Annotated in this window: 13 protein-coding genes and 1 riboswitch; of the genes, 10 read left to right on the top strand and 3 right to left on the bottom strand. The window is 74.8% G+C overall.

The features are described from left to right. The first annotated feature begins 14 nt into the window (after positions 1 to 14). Entirely contained in the window at positions 15 to 821 is an 807-nt protein-coding gene (locus C8E97_RS26140) for an ATP-binding protein (protein WP_121008096.1), read from the top strand. On the opposite strand, the gene C8E97_RS26135 is transcribed toward C8E97_RS26140, so the two are convergent. Continuing rightward, positions 760 to 1071 carry an STAS domain-containing protein gene (locus C8E97_RS26135; protein ID WP_246019171.1) on the bottom strand — a complete coding sequence of 104 codons (312 nt, stop codon included), beginning with the start codon at positions 1069 to 1071 and terminating at the stop codon, positions 760 to 762. The two genes, C8E97_RS26140 and C8E97_RS26135, sit on opposite strands and share 62 nt — an antisense overlap. Before the next feature lie 547 nt (positions 1072 to 1618). On the opposite strand from C8E97_RS26135, the gene C8E97_RS26130 reads away from it, so the two are divergent. The 8 genes from C8E97_RS26130 (at position 1619) to gcvP (ending at position 9549) form a co-directional block, all read left to right on the top strand. Then, positions 1619 to 1858 carry a hypothetical protein gene (locus C8E97_RS26130; protein WP_121008094.1) on the top strand — a complete coding sequence of 80 codons (240 nt, stop codon included), beginning with the start codon at positions 1619 to 1621 and terminating at the stop codon, positions 1856 to 1858. A 204-nt stretch (positions 1859 to 2062) separates the two neighbouring features. Next, positions 2063 to 2650, top strand: a complete 588-nt coding sequence (clsA, locus tag C8E97_RS26125) for a cardiolipin synthase ClsA (RefSeq protein WP_121008093.1) — start codon at positions 2063 to 2065, stop codon at positions 2648 to 2650. Between the two features lie 39 nt (positions 2651 to 2689). Continuing rightward, on the top strand, positions 2690 to 3091 hold the full coding sequence (gcvH, locus tag C8E97_RS26120) for a glycine cleavage system protein GcvH (RefSeq protein WP_170211995.1): 402 nt from the start codon (positions 2690 to 2692) through the stop codon (positions 3089 to 3091). 113 nt (positions 3092 to 3204) lie between these two features. Beyond that, positions 3205 to 3669 (top strand): glycogen accumulation regulator GarA, encoded by a 465-nt coding sequence (gene garA, locus C8E97_RS26115; RefSeq protein WP_015103832.1) that lies wholly within the window; start codon positions 3205 to 3207, stop codon positions 3667 to 3669. Next, entirely contained in the window at positions 3666 to 4580 is a 915-nt protein-coding gene (gene ftsR, locus C8E97_RS36295) for a transcriptional regulator FtsR (protein WP_246019170.1), read from the top strand. The genes garA and ftsR overlap by 4 nt, the downstream gene beginning before the upstream one ends. 143 nt (positions 4581 to 4723) lie before the next feature. Next, a complete protein-coding gene (locus C8E97_RS26105; RefSeq protein ID WP_121008092.1) occupies positions 4724 to 5197 on the top strand; it encodes a bifunctional nuclease family protein in 474 nt (157 codons plus the stop codon). Positions 5198 to 5765: 568 nt separating this feature from the next. Next, positions 5766 to 6332, top strand: a complete 567-nt coding sequence (locus tag C8E97_RS26100) for a MerR family transcriptional regulator (RefSeq protein WP_121008091.1) — start codon at positions 5766 to 5768, stop codon at positions 6330 to 6332. 76 nt (positions 6333 to 6408) lie between these two features. Further along, a riboswitch (glycine riboswitch) is annotated at positions 6409 to 6499 on the top strand. 161 nt (positions 6500 to 6660) lie between these two features. Continuing rightward, positions 6661 to 9549 (top strand): aminomethyl-transferring glycine dehydrogenase, encoded by a 2889-nt coding sequence (gcvP, locus tag C8E97_RS26095; RefSeq protein WP_121008090.1) that lies wholly within the window; start codon positions 6661 to 6663, stop codon positions 9547 to 9549. 64 nt (positions 9550 to 9613) lie between these two features. Here gcvP and C8E97_RS26090 read toward each other — a convergent pair whose 3' ends face one another. Next, on the bottom strand, positions 9614 to 13207 hold the full coding sequence (locus C8E97_RS26090; protein WP_147455238.1) for a hypothetical protein: 3594 nt from the start codon (positions 13205 to 13207) through the stop codon (positions 9614 to 9616). A 46-nt stretch (positions 13208 to 13253) separates the two neighbouring features. Continuing rightward, positions 13254 to 13673 (bottom strand): DUF3224 domain-containing protein, encoded by a 420-nt coding sequence (locus tag C8E97_RS26085; protein ID WP_121008088.1) that lies wholly within the window; start codon positions 13671 to 13673, stop codon positions 13254 to 13256. A gap of 62 nt (positions 13674 to 13735) precedes the next feature. Here C8E97_RS26085 and C8E97_RS26080 point away from each other — a divergent pair, with 62 nt between their 5' ends. Then, positions 13736 to 14713: a helix-turn-helix transcriptional regulator gene (locus C8E97_RS26080; protein WP_121008087.1), complete on the top strand. Its 978-nt coding sequence runs from the start codon at positions 13736 to 13738 to the stop codon at positions 14711 to 14713. Positions 14714 to 14822 lie beyond the last annotated feature (109 nt).

Below are 14822 nucleotides of genomic sequence, written 5' to 3'. Positions count from 1 at the left end.
CACGGGGAGGCCCTTTGACCGATCGACTCGCGGACCACCACTGGCGGGTGGAGATCCCGGCCGACGCCGCACGGCTCTCACTGGTCCGCACCCAACTGGACAGGTGGCTGGTCGCCGCGGGCGTGCCCGAGGACGACCGGTACGACCTGATCATCGCGGTGAACGAGGCCGTGAGCAACGCCGTCGAGCACGCCTACGCGGACGACGCGCCCGGCCCGGTGCGCGTCGAGGCCGACGCGCGCCCGGACGGGTCCGTGCGCGTGGTGGTGTCCGACGAGGGCCGCTGGCGGGTGCCGCCGGTCGAGCTGTCCGACCGGGGCCGCGGCCTGCTGCTGATGCGCGAGAACGTGGACGAGGTGCTGGTGGAGCGCGCCGCCGACGGCACCAGGGTGACGCTCGTGCTCAACCCGGACCACACCGCGGGCGGCACCTTCCGCCCGCCGCCGACCGACCAGGTGCTGGTGTCGGTGCGGGCCGGGTGGGTGGAGGTCGTCGTGGTCGGCGACGTGCCTGCGCGGGCGGGCCCGTCCGTGCGCCGCCGCATCCTCACCGCCGCCAGGGGCGGTTCCGTGCCGATCGTCGTCGACCTGCGCGGGCTCGGCGCCCGCAACGAGGGGATGGTGCGCAGCCTCCGGGGGATCGCGGAGGCCGCGGCGATGGCGGGCAACCGGGTCGTGGTGCGCGCCCCTGGTGACGGGGCGGCGCACGCGGCGCTCGTCGCCGCCGGTGTGGACCAGGTCGTGGACCTGGTGGCGCACGCTAGCCCGCAGCCGGCTCGCCGTCCGCCGCCAGCGCCTCAGCCACCGAGCCGTACACGCTGAACACCTCGCCGAGGCCGGTCGCGGCCAGCGGCCGGGTCACGGCCCGCTCGACGGCGACCACCCGGAACGCCGTGCCGCGGCGCTTGGCGTGCTGGGACGCCTCCACCAGCACCGCGAGGCCGGCCGAGCCGAGGAAGCTCACCGACGACATGTCCAGCACGAGCGTGGCGGCGTCCTCCATCCGGCCGAGGACGTCGGCGCGCAGGTCGGGCGCCGTGAGCATGTCGATCTCCCCGGTGGCGGCGACCACCGTCACTCCGTCAACCGGTCGTTCGACCGAGCGGACCACCCGCCCGGCGCGTGCGTCGTCGGAGGCGGACCCGGCTCCGCTCGTCGCCACGACGTTCGGATCCTGAACCGTCACGAGGGACTCCTCTTCACCTGTTACCGCTGGGGAGGGAAGCCCAGGCGTGCGGACGCGCCGAGCACGAAATCGCAGCGTGGCGGCACTGGAGGCCCGTAAGCCGGAGCTTCCCCGGCGCGGCTGTTGGCTCAACCGCTGCGCCACCCACCGTACGGAGCCCGCGTGGGCGCCACAAGCGGGCAGATGGCGTCTTGATCAGCTCCAGTGTAATCGCGGCGTCGGCGTGCGGCCGTCGGCGGACGGTGAGCGGTCCGCCCGACGTGTCGTCGGCTACACCTCGGGGGAAGGTCGTCGCGCAACTCGGCGACCGAACCGCCCGATGAACGCGGTGCGCGGCGGAACGGGGGTGGCGGACGCCACAGTTCGCGCAGAATCCGGGGCAGGGGTTAACGCCGCGAGGGGCGCGGCCGACACCCCTGGTGGAGGGATTGTGATGAGCACCAGAACGGAAACCGAGTCCGAGCCCGCGAAGCGCAGGGCGGCGCGCGCCGTCCCGAACGGCGCGGGAGCGCTGCCCACCGCCCCGTGCAGCGTGGTCTGGAGCAAGGGCCACGCGTACGTGCTCGAAGGTTTCCGCGCCCGCTGGGTCGGGGTGGACGACCGCGGACGCCCGCACGCGCTCAGCGGCGAGCAGTTGCAGCGGCGCGGGTGGAGCCGGACCCGGTCGCACTGACCGCCGCGTCGGGCCGCGGGCGACCGCACTGGGGAGTCGCACGCGTGGCCCGACCGCGTCATCCGGGCCCGCCGGGGTCGCGGGCGCACCCCGCTCGTGACCTCCCGGCCCGCCGCGCTTGATCCCCGGCTGTACCGGTTCAGCGCCGACCCGCCCGGTGAGCCCGCCGTACCGCGCCGGGCCGGGCCCAAATACAGTTCCGGTGTGCCGCGAGATCCCGCCGACCGGCTGCTGACCATCCCGAACGCGCTCAGCGTGCTGCGGCTCCTCGGCGTGCCGCTGTTCCTGTACCTGCTGCTCGGCCCGCACGCCGACGGCTGGGCGCTGGTGGTCCTGGTGGCGGCGGGGCTCTCGGACTGGCTGGACGGCAAGGTCGCGCGCTGGCTGGACCAGATGAGCCGCCTGGGCGCGCTGCTCGACCCGGCCGCCGACCGCCTGTACATCCTGGCCACGCTCGTGGCGTTCGTGGTGCGCGACATCGTGCCGTGGTGGGTGGCGGCCGTGCTGGTGGGCCGCGAGCTGGTGGTCGGCGCGTGCCTGCCGGTGCTCCGGGCGCGCGGCTACGGCCCGTTCGAGGTCAGCTACCTCGGCAAGGGCGCCACGTTCAACCTGCTGTACGCGTTCCCCATGCTGCTGCTCGCGCAGGGCACGTCCACCGCCGCCCAGGTCGCCCGGCCGGTGGCCTACGCGTTCATGGTGTGGGGCAGCGCGCTGTACCTGTGGTCCGGCGCCCTGTACGTCTACCAGTTCTTCCTGGCGCTGCGCAGACCGCCGGGGGTCGCGCCGGTCTGAACCGGTCGTGGGAAGATCCGGCAGCGAAGATCCACCGTCATGAAGGAGCGCACCGCGGTGATTCCCGAGGAGCTCAAGTACACCGAGGAACATGAGTGGGTGCTGCGCACCGGTGAGGACACCGTGCGCGTCGGCATCACCGACTACGCCCAGGAGCAGCTTGGTGAAGTCGTGTTCGTCCAGCTCCCGGAGCTCGGCGAGCAGGTGACCGCGGGCCAGACGCTCGGTGAGGTGGAGTCCACCAAGAGCGTGTCGGACCTCTACGCCCCGCTCGCGGGCGAGGTGGTGGCCCGCAACGACTCGCTCGACCAGCAACCGGACCTGGTCAACACCGACCCGTACGGCGAGGGGTGGATGGTGGAGCTGCGGTTGGCGGACCCCGCCGCGGTCGACGACCTGCTCGACGCCGCCGCGTACCAGGAGCTGGCGGCCGCGGAGTGACGTCGATCTTCCGGAAGCTCTTCGGTCGGTGGGGGAGCCGCTCCTCGGACCAGGGGTCGGGCACGATAGGTTCTAGCGGTCTCGACGGTTCCAGCAGCAGGAGGAGAGCTCAGGTGAGCACGAACGACGGGCCAGGCGTTCCGCCCGAGCAGTCCCCGGAGCGGACCTCCGTTTTCCGGGCGGACTTCCTCGCCGAGGTAGAGGGCGCCGAAGCGCCCGCCCAGGAGCCGGCGGTCGCCGGCGTCGACGCGCTGCCGGCGGGGTCCGCCCTGCTCGTGGTCAAGCGCGGTCCGAACGCGGGTTCGAGGTTCCTGCTGGACCGGGACACCACCAGCGCGGGCAGGCACCCCGACAGCGACATCTTCCTCGACGACGTGACGGTGTCCCGCCGGCACGCCGAGTTCCGCCGCGAGGGCGGCGAGTTCGTGGTGATCGACGTGGGCAGCCTGAACGGCACCTACGTCAACCGCGAGCCCGTCGACCAGGCGGTGCTCGCCAACGGCGACGAGGTGCAGATCGGCAAGTTCCGCCTCGTGTTCCTGACCGGTCCGGGCGCCGGGGGTCAGGGGGCGCAGTGACGGCGGCCGGGCGGCCACAGCGCGGGGGTCTGAGCATCGGCGCGGTGCTCGCGCAGTTGCGATCGGACTTCCCCGACGTCACGATCTCCAAGATCCGTTTCCTGGAGTCGGAGGGCCTGGTCCGCCCGGCGCGCACTGCCTCGGGGTACCGGCAGTTCACCGCGGCCGACGTCGAGCGGCTGCGGTTCGTGCTGGCCGCGCAACGTGACCGGTACCTGCCGTTGAAGGTCATCAAGGAGCACCTGGACGCGGTGGACGCGGGCGGGTCCGCCCGCGCGTTGCGCGCGGTCGACGGGGTGGCTGCCGGTGGTGCGGCCGCGGTCGGTGCGTCGGCGCTCGGTGCGGCTGCGGACGGTGTGGCGGTCGACGGCGCGGTGGTCGATGGCGCCGCGGTGGCCGGTGGTGCGTCGGCGGTCGGTGGTGTGGCGGCCGGTGGCGTCCGTGCCGGTGTCGGTGGTGTGTCCCCGATGAGGCAGGTCGTGGAGCCGCCGGCGGGGCAGTCGTCGTTCCCGGCGGGGTTGTTCGCGGACCAGTGCGCGGCCCGGTTCGCGGCGCCGGCCGGGTCCCGGATCAGCCGGGAGGAGCTGCTGGCCCGGTCCGGGCTCGACCCGTCGGTGCTCGCCGAGGTGGAGCGGGCCGGCCTGATCAGGGCCGGTGTCTACGACCAGGACGCGGTCCAGGTCGCCCTCACCGTCCGGGCCATGACCGAGCGCGGGCTCGAACCGCGCCACCTGCGCGCGTTCCGGGCCGCCGCCGACCGCGTCGTGGGGCTGGTCGACCAGGTCGTCCCGCACCGGGCGGGCGCGGACGAGGTCGCGCGTGAAGTCGCCGCGCTTTCCGTAACGCTGCACACACTGCTGGTGAAGACGGGCCTCCGCGACGTCGCAGGTGGTCGGGTTTCGCCCAGGTGAAGCCGTGTCCGCATTGTGATCCGGTGGTACCCGGTGGTTGCGCACAGAGCCCGCTTGGCGGGTAGCGTCGAAACTGGAGATGGGAGATCCTCGTTCGGAACGGGGACGCCAGAATTTCAGCGCGCTGAGGGAGGCGAGACCCGATGAGCGAGATGCGCGTCGTGGGCGTGCGGGTGGAACTGCCCGCCAACCAGCCGATCCTGCTGCTGCGCGAAACCGAGGGGGAGCGCTACCTGCCGATCTGGATCGGGTCGGTCGAGGCCACCGCCATCGCCCTGGAGCAACAAGGCGTCCGGCCCGCGCGGCCGTTGACCCACGACCTGCTCAAGGACGTGATCGGGGCGTTGGGGCGGCAGCTGGAGCAGGTCCGGATCACGGACCTCCAGGAGGGCACCTACTTCGCCGAGCTCGTGTTCGACGGTGACGTCCGGGTGTCGGCCAGGCCCAGCGACTCGGTCGCGCTGGCCCTGCGGATCGGGGTGCCGATCCACGCCGAGGAAGCCGTGCTGGCGGAAGCCGGCCTGATCATCCCGGACGAGCAGGAGGACGAGGTCGAGAAGTTCCGCGAGTTCCTCGACTCGGTGTCGCCGGAGGACTTCCGCGGCGCGGACACGTGAGGCCGGGGCTGCCGGGCTCGGCCGCGTGAGGTCGGTATCGCGGCCCGGTGAGGGTTCGGTGCGGCAGGGTGTCGAAGCGTAAAAGCGTCCTCGCCGGACGGGCAGGCCATACGGGGAGAACACGGAGCCGGAGGTCTGCGCGGGCGGCGCGCGGCGCGCCGAGGGCGTGTTGCCGGCGGGGCGCCTGGCGCGGCAGTGGTGTGGGTGGGTGACGGAGCGGGGACCACGGGGTGCCGGTCCATCCGCGAAGTGGAGCGGCCCCCCGTGGCGTGTGCGGTGCGTTGTGGATCAGCCCCGCGTGCCACCCCCCGGTGTCACACCTCTGGATTACACAACGTCAGTGGTGTTGCGCTAAACGATCACTAAACGTCACCCGAATGGCTTACATCGGCCGACTCTCTCAACCTCAGGTTGAGGTTGAGGTGCGACACGCTCAGCGCGTCGCGTTGACCTGCCCCCTAGGCGGTCTTACCGTCGAACTCAGGTGAATTGCCACGGTGTGATTCGAGCACCGCTGGCGGCTTCACGTTGGTCGCCGGCTGTGCAGCCGGACCGAGGGGAGGCAGGCGTGGTCGAGGAAGCGCCCATCCGGGCCGGGACCGGCGAACAGGGTGAGCTGTTCCCGGACTCCTCGCTGCCGGACGAACTCGTCGGCTACCGGGGGCCCGCCGCGTGCCAGATCGCCGGCATCACCTACCGCCAGCTCGACTACTGGGCCCGCACCGGACTGGTCAACCCGACCATAAGGAGCGCGCACGGGTCCGGCAGCCAGCGGCTGTACTCGTTCAAGGACATCCTCGTCCTGAAGGTCGTCAAGCGGTTGCTGGACACCGGGGTCTCGTTGCAGAACATCCGGGTCGCCGTCGACCACCTGCGGCGGCGCGGGGTGCAGGACCTGGCGCGCATCACGTTGTTCAGCGACGGCACGACGGTCTACGAGTGCACCTCGCCGGAGGAGGTCGTCGACCTGTTGCAGGGCGGGCAGGGGGTGTTCGGGATCGCGGTCAGCGGCGCCATGCGGGAGATCAGCGGCACGATCCACGAGTTCCCCGCCGAGCGCGCGGACGGCCTGGAGGTCGACGAGGCGCCCAACGACGAGCTGTCGCGGCGGCGGCGCACCAGGGCCATCGGGTGACGCGCCCGCCTGAGATCCGCGTCGCCTCCGCGGCTTCGCGGTCCGGCCCGCCGGGTACCATTCGCGGGTAGTCGCTTTATCCCGTGCGGGAGAGTCCGAGTCCGTCTCGGCGCCGAAGGAGCAAATCCTCCCCGGAACCTCTCAGGCGCAAGGACCGCGCGGGTGAGACGCCTCTGGAAAGCGGGTCGGGCCACCGACCCCGCCGACGGTGCAAGCCCGCACGCCGGGTGAAGCTCTCAGGCGCCCGGTTCGGGCGGAAGACAGAGGGGGAGGGCAACGGCACCAGTGTTTCCGCAGAAGGAAACGGCCCGGCCCCGGAGGCGTATCAATGACGCAGGACCGCATCCCCCTCGCTGCTCTTGAGCACGGCACGCCGTTCGCCGACCGCCACGTCGGTCCCCGACCCGCCGAGTTGGCGCGGATCCTCGACGTCATCGGCGTCGGGTCGTTGGAGGAGTTGGCGCAGCGCGCCGTGCCGGAGTCGATCCGCGAGCGGGACCTGGTGCTGGGCCTGCCCGCGCCGGCCACCGAGACCGAGGCGCTGGCCGAGCTGCGCGCGCTGGCGTCCCGCAACCGCCCGCTCAAGCAGATGATCGGCCTGGGCTACCACGGCACCGTCACGCCGCCGGTGATCCGCCGCAACGTGCTGGAGAACCCGGCCTGGTACACGGCGTACACGCCGTACCAGCCGGAGATCTCGCAGGGGCGGCTGGAGGCGTTGCTGAACTTCCAGACCGCGGTGGCCGACCTGACGGGCCTGCCGCTGGCCAACGCGTCCATGCTGGACGAGTCGACGGCCGCCGCCGAGGCGATGACGCTGGTCCGCCGGGCGGGCAGGCACAGGTCGAACCGGTTCGTGGTGGACGTCGACACGCTGCCGCAGACGCTGGCCGTGATCGGGACCCGCGCCGAGCCGCTGGGCATCGAGGTGGTCACCGCCGACCTGTCGCAGGGCCTGGAGGGGCTGGGGCTGGGCGGCGACTTCTTCGGCGTCCTGCTGTCCTACCCCGGCGCGTCCGGCGTGGTCCGGGACCAGGCGGCGCTGGTCGAGGAGATCCACGCGGCCGGCGCGCAGGTCGTCGTCGCGGCGGACCTGCTGGCGTTGACGCTGCTGCGCCCGCCCGGCGAGATCGGCGCGGACGTCGTGGTGGGCACGAGCCAGCGGTTCGGCGTGCCGATGGGGTTCGGCGGGCCGCACGCCGGGTACATGGCGGTGCGGCAGGGGCTGGAGCGGCAGCTGCCGGGCAGGCTCGTCGGCGTGTCGGTGGACGCGGACGGCTCGCCCGCCTACCGGCTCGCGTTGCAGACGCGTGAGCAGCACATCCGCCGGGAGAAGGCGACCAGCAACATCTGCACCGCCCAGGTGCTGCTCGCGGTGATGGCGTCGATGTACGCGGTGTACCACGGGCCGGAGGGGCTGGCGGCGATCGCGACCCGCGCGCACCGCATGGCGACCGTGCTGGCCGCCGGGCTGTGCGAGGGCGGCGTCGAGGTCGTGCACGGCGACTTCTTCGACACCGTGCGGGCACGGGTCGAGGGCCGGGCCGCCGAGGTCGTGGCCGCCGCCCGCGACCTGGGCGTGAACCTGTGGCAGGTGGACGCGGACGTCGTCTCGATCGCGTGCGACGAGACCACGACGCGCGACGACCTGTCGGCGGTGTGGAAGGCGTTCGGGGTGACGGTGTCCGACGTCGACGGGCTGGACGCCGACACGGCCGACGGCATCCCGGCGGACCTGCGCCGCACCTCGGACTACCTGACCCACCCGGTGTTCCACGCGCACCGCTCCGAGACGGCCCTGCTGCGCTACCTGCGGGCGCTGTCGGACAAGGACGTGGCGCTGGACCGCAGCATGATCCCGCTCGGCTCGTGCACCATGAAGCTCAACGCCACGGCCGAGATGGAGCCGGTGACGTGGCCGGAGTTCGCCGAGCTGCACCCGTTCGCGCCCGCCGAGGACGCGGCCGGCCTGCTGTCGCTGGTGCGGGACCTGGAGGCGTGGCTGGCCGAGGTCACCGGGTACGACGCGGTGTCGTTGCAGCCCAACGCGGGCAGCCAGGGCGAGTTCGCGGGCCTGCTGGCGATCCGCGCCTACCACCGGTCGCGGGGCGAGGCGCACCGCGACGTGTGCCTGATCCCGTCGTCCGCGCACGGCACGAACGCCGCGTCGGCGGTGATGGCGGGCATGAAGGTCGTCGTGGTGAAGTGCGACGACCGGGGCAACGTCGACCTGGACCACCTGCGCGAGACGGTCGGGGCGCACCGCGACGACCTCGCCGCGATCATGATCACCTACCCGTCGACGCACGGCGTGTACGAGGACACCGTGCGCGAGGTGTGCGGGCTGGTGCACGACGCGGGCGGCCAGGTGTACGTGGACGGCGCGAACCTCAACGCGCTGATCGGCCTCGCCCGATACGGCAAGTTCGGCTCGGACGTGTCGCACCTGAACCTGCACAAGACGTTCTGCATCCCGCACGGCGGCGGCGGCCCCGGTGTCGGCCCGATCGGCGTGCGCGCGCACCTCGCGCCGTTCCTGCCCAACCACCCGCTCCAGCCGTCGGCGGGCCCGGCGACCGGGGTCGGCCCGATCAGCGCCGCGCCGTGGGGTTCGGCGTCGATCCTGCCGATCTCGTGGGCCTACGTGCGGATGATGGGCGGCGACGGCCTGCGCCGGGCGACGCTGACGGCGGTGGCGGCGGCGAACTACGTGGCGCGGCGGCTGGACGAGCACTTCCCGGTCCTCTACACCGGCGAGGGCGGGTTCGTGGCCCACGAGTGCATCCTGGACCTGCGGGCCATCACCAAGGCGACCGGCGTGACCGTGGACGACGTGGCCAAGCGGCTCGCCGACTACGGCCTGCACGCGCCGACCATGTCGTTCCCGGTGGCGGGCACGCTGATGGTCGAGCCGACGGAGAGCGAGGACCTCGCCGAGATCGACCGGTTCATCGACGCGATGATCGCGATCAAGGGCGAGATCGACCGGGTCGGGTCGGGCGAGTGGCCGGTGGACGACAACCCGCTGCGCAACGCGCCGCACACGGCCGCGTCGGTGACCGGCGAGTGGGACCACCCGTACAGCCGGGAGGTCGCGGTGTTCCCGGCGGGGACGTCCGCGCCGAAGGTCTGGCCGCCGGTGCGGCGCATCGACGGCGCCAAGGGCGACCGGAACCTGGTGTGCTCGTGCCCGCCGGTGTCCGCCTTCGGGAGCTGAGCCGTTCGCGGTGCGCCGGGGACGTCGCCCGCGGGTGGCGTCCCCAGCACGCGGGCGCGGTCGGCTACGGGCGGTGTTCCAGGCACAGGGCGAGGGTCTGCCGGGAGAGGTCGGCCTCGCGGGTGAACGCGTCGGGGGCCTCGTCGGCGAGCGCGGTGAGCAGGTCGACGGATTCGCGGGCCGCCGCGCACGCCTCGTCCCACTCGGCGCCGCGGGCGATCCGCACCGCCGCGTAGATGCGCAGGCACTGCGCCAGCGACGACCGCACGCGCAGGTCCGCGTCGCCGAGCCCGCGGAACAGGGCCAGCCCCTCGGCGGTGTGCTCCAGCGCGGCCGGTGAGCGCAGCCTGCCCGCCAGCGAACCCGCGCGGGTCAGCGCCGTGGCGAGGTGGAAGGTGAGCGCGTCCGCCATCCGCGGGCTGACCGGTACGGCCCGCCCGGCGAGCAGGACGCGGTGGCGGCGGGCTTCCTCCAGGTAGACGTCGCGCGCGCCGGCCAGGTCGCCGGCCGCCACCAGCTCGTCGGCGTGCCGGTCCAGCAGCGCGGCGGCCAGGTCGACCGCGCCGACGCCGCTGACCTCGAACGCCGGGATGTCCAGCTCCCGCGCCGCGCCGACCACCGGGTGCCGGTCGGGCGGCGGTGGCGGTGGCGGCGCGCCGGCCAGGCGCCGCCGGGCGTCCTCGTGGCCCGCGGCGGCGGCCCGCCGGTACCAGTGGCGGGCCCGCTCCCCGTCGCCCCGGCGGGCGAGGAGGTCGCCGAGCAGCACCGCCGCGTCGAGGTGGCCGAACTCGGCGGCCCTGGTCAGGTGCGGTTCGGCCCGGTCGGGGGTGCCCTGGTCGAGGAGGAGGGCGCCGAGGCCGTGGTCGCCCGCGACGTCGCCCGTCGCGGCGACGGCCTCGAACCAGCCCTGTGCGGCGACGTCGTCGCCCCCGGCGGCGAGGAGCCGGGCGAGCCGGACCATCGCGTCGGGCGCGCCGGCCAGCGCGCCGCGGTGGTACCAGTCCTTCGCCTCGGCGAGCCTGCCCTGCTCCTCGCACAGCGCGCCGAGGAGGAGCAGCGCGGACGTGACGCCGCGGTCGACGGCGGCGCGCCACCAGCGCTCGGCGGCGGCGGGCGGGCCGAGGTGCCCCAGGTTGACCATGGCGTAGGCGTGGCCGGCGCGGGCGGCCCGCAGGTAGTGGCGGCGGGCCCGGCGCGGCCGGCCGGCCCGCGCGGCCCGGACACCGCGGTTGAACAGGGCGTCGGTGTCGGGTGAGCGGCCGTCGCGCGGCCGCCACCGCCGGGCGTCCGGTCGCAGCGCCGCCAGCGCGGCCACGGCGGACAGCAGTCGCCGCTCGTGCGGCAGCGGGTTGACCGCCGAGAGCCGCCGGTAGCCGCGGATGGCCTCGTCGAGGGCGTGCTCGGCGGCGTCGCCGGTCGTCAGCCCGCCGAGGGTGACCAGCGCGTCGGCGAGCGACGGCAGGTGCGCGCGGGGGTGCTCGGCGGCCAGTTCGCGCCACCGGTCGACCGCCTCCGCCGCCGTGACCGGGTCGCGGGTCAGCCCGCCCAGGGCCGCCAGGGACCGGGCCAGCAGGGGGCGGTGCGCGCGGGAGTTGCGCCGGACCAGGTCGCGGGCGAGCCCGACCGCCGTGCGGGCCGCGTCGACCGCCTCCGCCGAACCGCCGGCCGAACCGCCGGCCCAACCGATGCCCGCCCTGCTGCCCGGTCCGCCGGCCGGACCGCTGTCGGGTCCGCCGGCCGGACCGCTGTCCGACGCGGTCTCCGCGAGGCCGGTGAGCGCGGCGGCCAGGGCGGGCCGCTCACCCGCCGCCGCGAACAGCGCGACCGCCTCCCGCAGGTGCGCGGTCGCCTCCTCCGCCCGGCCCACCTCGGCCAGCGCCCGGCCCACGTCGGCCAGCACCCGCGCCAGGTCGGTCGACCGGCCGTCGAGGGCGCGGTGCCGGGCCACCGCCCGCTCACCCGCCTCGACCGCCTCCGAGCGCAGGCCGAGGCCCGCGAGCTGCGCGCTCAGGTTCGCCAGCGCCCGCGCCGGCTCGGCGGCGGTCGCCACGGCCCGCCGCGTGCACGCCAGCCCCTGTTCGCGGTGGCCCAGCGCGGTCAGCCACTCGCCGAGGTCGGTCAGCGCGTCGGCGGGGTCGGCCAGGTCCGCGACCGCCCGCCACGCCGCGCGCACGGCGTCCTCCAGGCGGCCCGCGGCGGCCAGTCGCCTGCCCAACGCCCGCAGGCGGTCCGGGTCGTCGCCGACGACGCGCTCGGCGACCGCCGCCATGCCGACGTCGAGGTCCACGTCCGGGCCGGGCGGGAAGCACGCCTCCACGGCGGTCAGCGCGGCCGGGTCGACGGGGCAGGCGGCCAGGGCCTCCAGCGCCGCGCCGCCCTCCCGCACCGCCACCGCCGGCTCGGCGCGCAGCAGGTCCGCCAGGTGGGCGGCGACGTGCGGCCACCGCTCGGCGGCGGCGGCCAGGGCGGTGACCACGCGCCGGTTGGCGGGCGCGCCGCCGGGCGCGAGGGTGGCGACCCTGGCCAGCAGCGGCGCGGTCCACGGCTCGGCGTCGAACCCGCGCGCCCGGTGGCCCGGCAGCAGCAGCGCCAGGAAGTCCTCCGCGAGGCGGTCCGGGTAGAGCGGTTCGAGCACGTCGCCGGGGTCGTGCGGCGGGTAGCACGCCCGGTGGTCGCGCGCGGCGGTCGCCGGCAGCCCGAGCGCGGCCAGCAGCGCGTCGCCGCGCGCGGCGGGCACCGGTCCGGTTACGACCGCCGCCGCCACGATCCGGGCCAGCTCGTCCGGCGCGGTCCGGAAGCCCTCGCCGCGCTCGACCAGCTCCCGCCAGCCCCGGTATTCGCGGCGCAGCAGGTAGGCGGCCATGCCCTCCGGGTCGGTGGGCACGCCGGTGGTGCGCTCGCGGGCCTCCATGACGGTGACCAGCGCCGCCATGTGCACCGTCAGGACCGAGCCGAACGCCCGGCCGGCCAGCGACGTCGGTGGGCCGTCCGCCGTGGGCGCGCCCAGCACCTCGCCGAACCGGTCGCGGGCCGCCGCGAACGCCGCCGGCCGGTCCGGTTCGCCCAGCGGGCCCAGCGGCAGCGCGTCGACGTGCAGGCCCAGGTGCTCGGCGCGGCCCGCCACCGCCTGCCACCAGCCCGCCGTGCGGGCCACGAGCAGCACGCGGGCCCGCCCGGCGCCCTCGGCGAGCCGTTCCACCAGCGCGGTCAGGTGCCGGTACGGCCAGCGGTCGGCGTAGTCCACGACCACCAGCACGTCGCCCTCCGGTGACGTGGGCGGGCCGGGCGAGTCGCGGGCGGCGAACACCGACCACCCGGCGTCGGCGGACAGCGCCGCGAACCGGGCGGCGAGCCGCGTCTTGCCCTGCCCGCCCGGACCGTGCAGCAGCAGCACCGACAGCCCCGGCGTGGCATCCCGCCACGCGGCCAGCTCGCGCAGCTCGTCGTCCCGCCCGCCGAACGGCACCACCTCGCCGGCGGCCCCGAGCAGCAGGCTGGGCTGCCGGGCCGGGTCGCCGGGCAGCGGCGCGGGCGCGGCACGCCACGGGTCGACCCGGAACGGCGGCGGCGGACCGAAGTGCACGCCACCGTGGATGGTCCCGGCCTGCACCACGTTCCCGTGCGCGTCCCGGACGGTGTTGACGACCGACTCCTCCACCCGCACCTCCCGGTGGCAGTACACCCGCCGGCGGCGCGGCTGCCAATCACCCGGCCGGCCGCCACGGGGCCCGGCAGGTGATCGCGTACCGGCCGGGTCCGCCCGGCGCCCACGTGATCGTGCCGACGCCGGTGAGCCCGGCCAGCCCGCCGCTCGCGGAGACCACGGTGAACCGCTGCTCGGCGACGCCGTCGCGGAACGTCCCGACGTGCTCCAGCACGAACGTCCCCGAGCGGCCGGCCAGCGTGCCGGTCACGACCTCGTAGCCGGTGGAGCGGCACGACCCGTCGTCGGGGTAGGACATGACGAACCGCATCTCGCCGCTGCCCTCCAGGTCGCCCAGGTAGGCGGCGGTCATGCCGCCCGCGGTCTGCTTGGGCCCGGTGACCTCGTCGTACCGCCTGCCGTCCCAGGTGTGCTCGTCCCAGCCGGTCAGCTCGGCGGTGCCGGTGACTCGAATGCTCATGCCGACGAGCCTGCGGCACCTACCTGACAGGGAGTGTCAGGTACGGGAGGAGAATCGGCGTCATGCGCGCCGGCCGCCTGCTCTCGCTGCTCCTGCTGCTCCAGTCCCGCGGCCGGCTGACCGCGCGCGAACTCGCCGACGAGCTGGAGGTGTCGGTCCGCACGGTGTACCGGGACGTGGAGGCGCTGGGCGCGGCGGGCGTACCCGTCTACGCCGACCGGGGGCCCGCCGGCGGCTACCGGCTGCTCGACGGCTACCGCACCCGGCTCACCGGCCTGACCGGGCAGGAGGCGGACTCGCTCTTCCTCACCGGGATGCCCGGCCCGGCGTCCGAGCTGGGCCTGGGCGAGGTGGTGGCCGCCGCGCAGCTCAAGCTGCTGGCCGCCCTGCCGCCGGAGCTGCGCTCGCGGGCCGGGCGCATCCGCGAGCGGTTCCACCTGGACACCTCCGGCTGGTTCCGCCAGGCGGAGGAGGCGCCGTTCCTGACCGTCGTCGCCGACGCGGTGTGGAGCCGGCGTCGCCTGCGCGTCCGGTACCGGCGGTGGGGCGGCCCGGACGCCGAGGTCGAGCGGGTCGTCGGGCCGCTGGGCATCGTGCTCAAGGGCGGCCTGTGGTACCTGGTGGCCGAGGTGTCCGGCGAGCCGCGCACCTACCGCGTGTCCAGGGTGCTCGACGTGCGCGACACCGGGGAGCCGTTCGACCCGCCCGAGGGGTTCGACCTGGCCGACTTCTGGGCGGGCTGGTCCGTGGAGTTCGAGCGGCGCATGTACCCGGTGGAGGTCACCGTGCGGTTGACGGCCACCGGTCTGGCGCGGGCGCGCTGCCTGCTGGGTGCGGTGGCGGCGCGGGCGCTGGAGGGCGTCGTGCCGACCGGCGAGTGGACGACGGTGCGCGTGCCGGTCGAGTCGCTGGACCACGCGCTGGTCGACCTGCTGCGGCTGGGGCCGGATCTGGAGGTGGTCGAACCGCTGGAACTGCGCGAGCGGATGAAGGGGACGCTGGAGGCGATGGTTGTGCTGTACGGGCCGAGTCTGTGTTGAATGGCCCGACTCCGTCGGGCGGCTCGGCCGCCTGTTAGTCGGCGCCTCGCGGGGCGGGTTGCGCCGATCGAAGAGCGTGATCGGCGAAACCCGCGCCGCGAACCACCGA

The sequence above is a fragment of the Saccharothrix australiensis genome (genome assembly GCF_003634935.1).
Taxonomy (GTDB): domain Bacteria; phylum Actinomycetota; class Actinomycetes; order Mycobacteriales; family Pseudonocardiaceae; genus Actinosynnema; species Actinosynnema australiense.
This window is presented reverse-complemented; position numbering and strand designations above follow the sequence as displayed.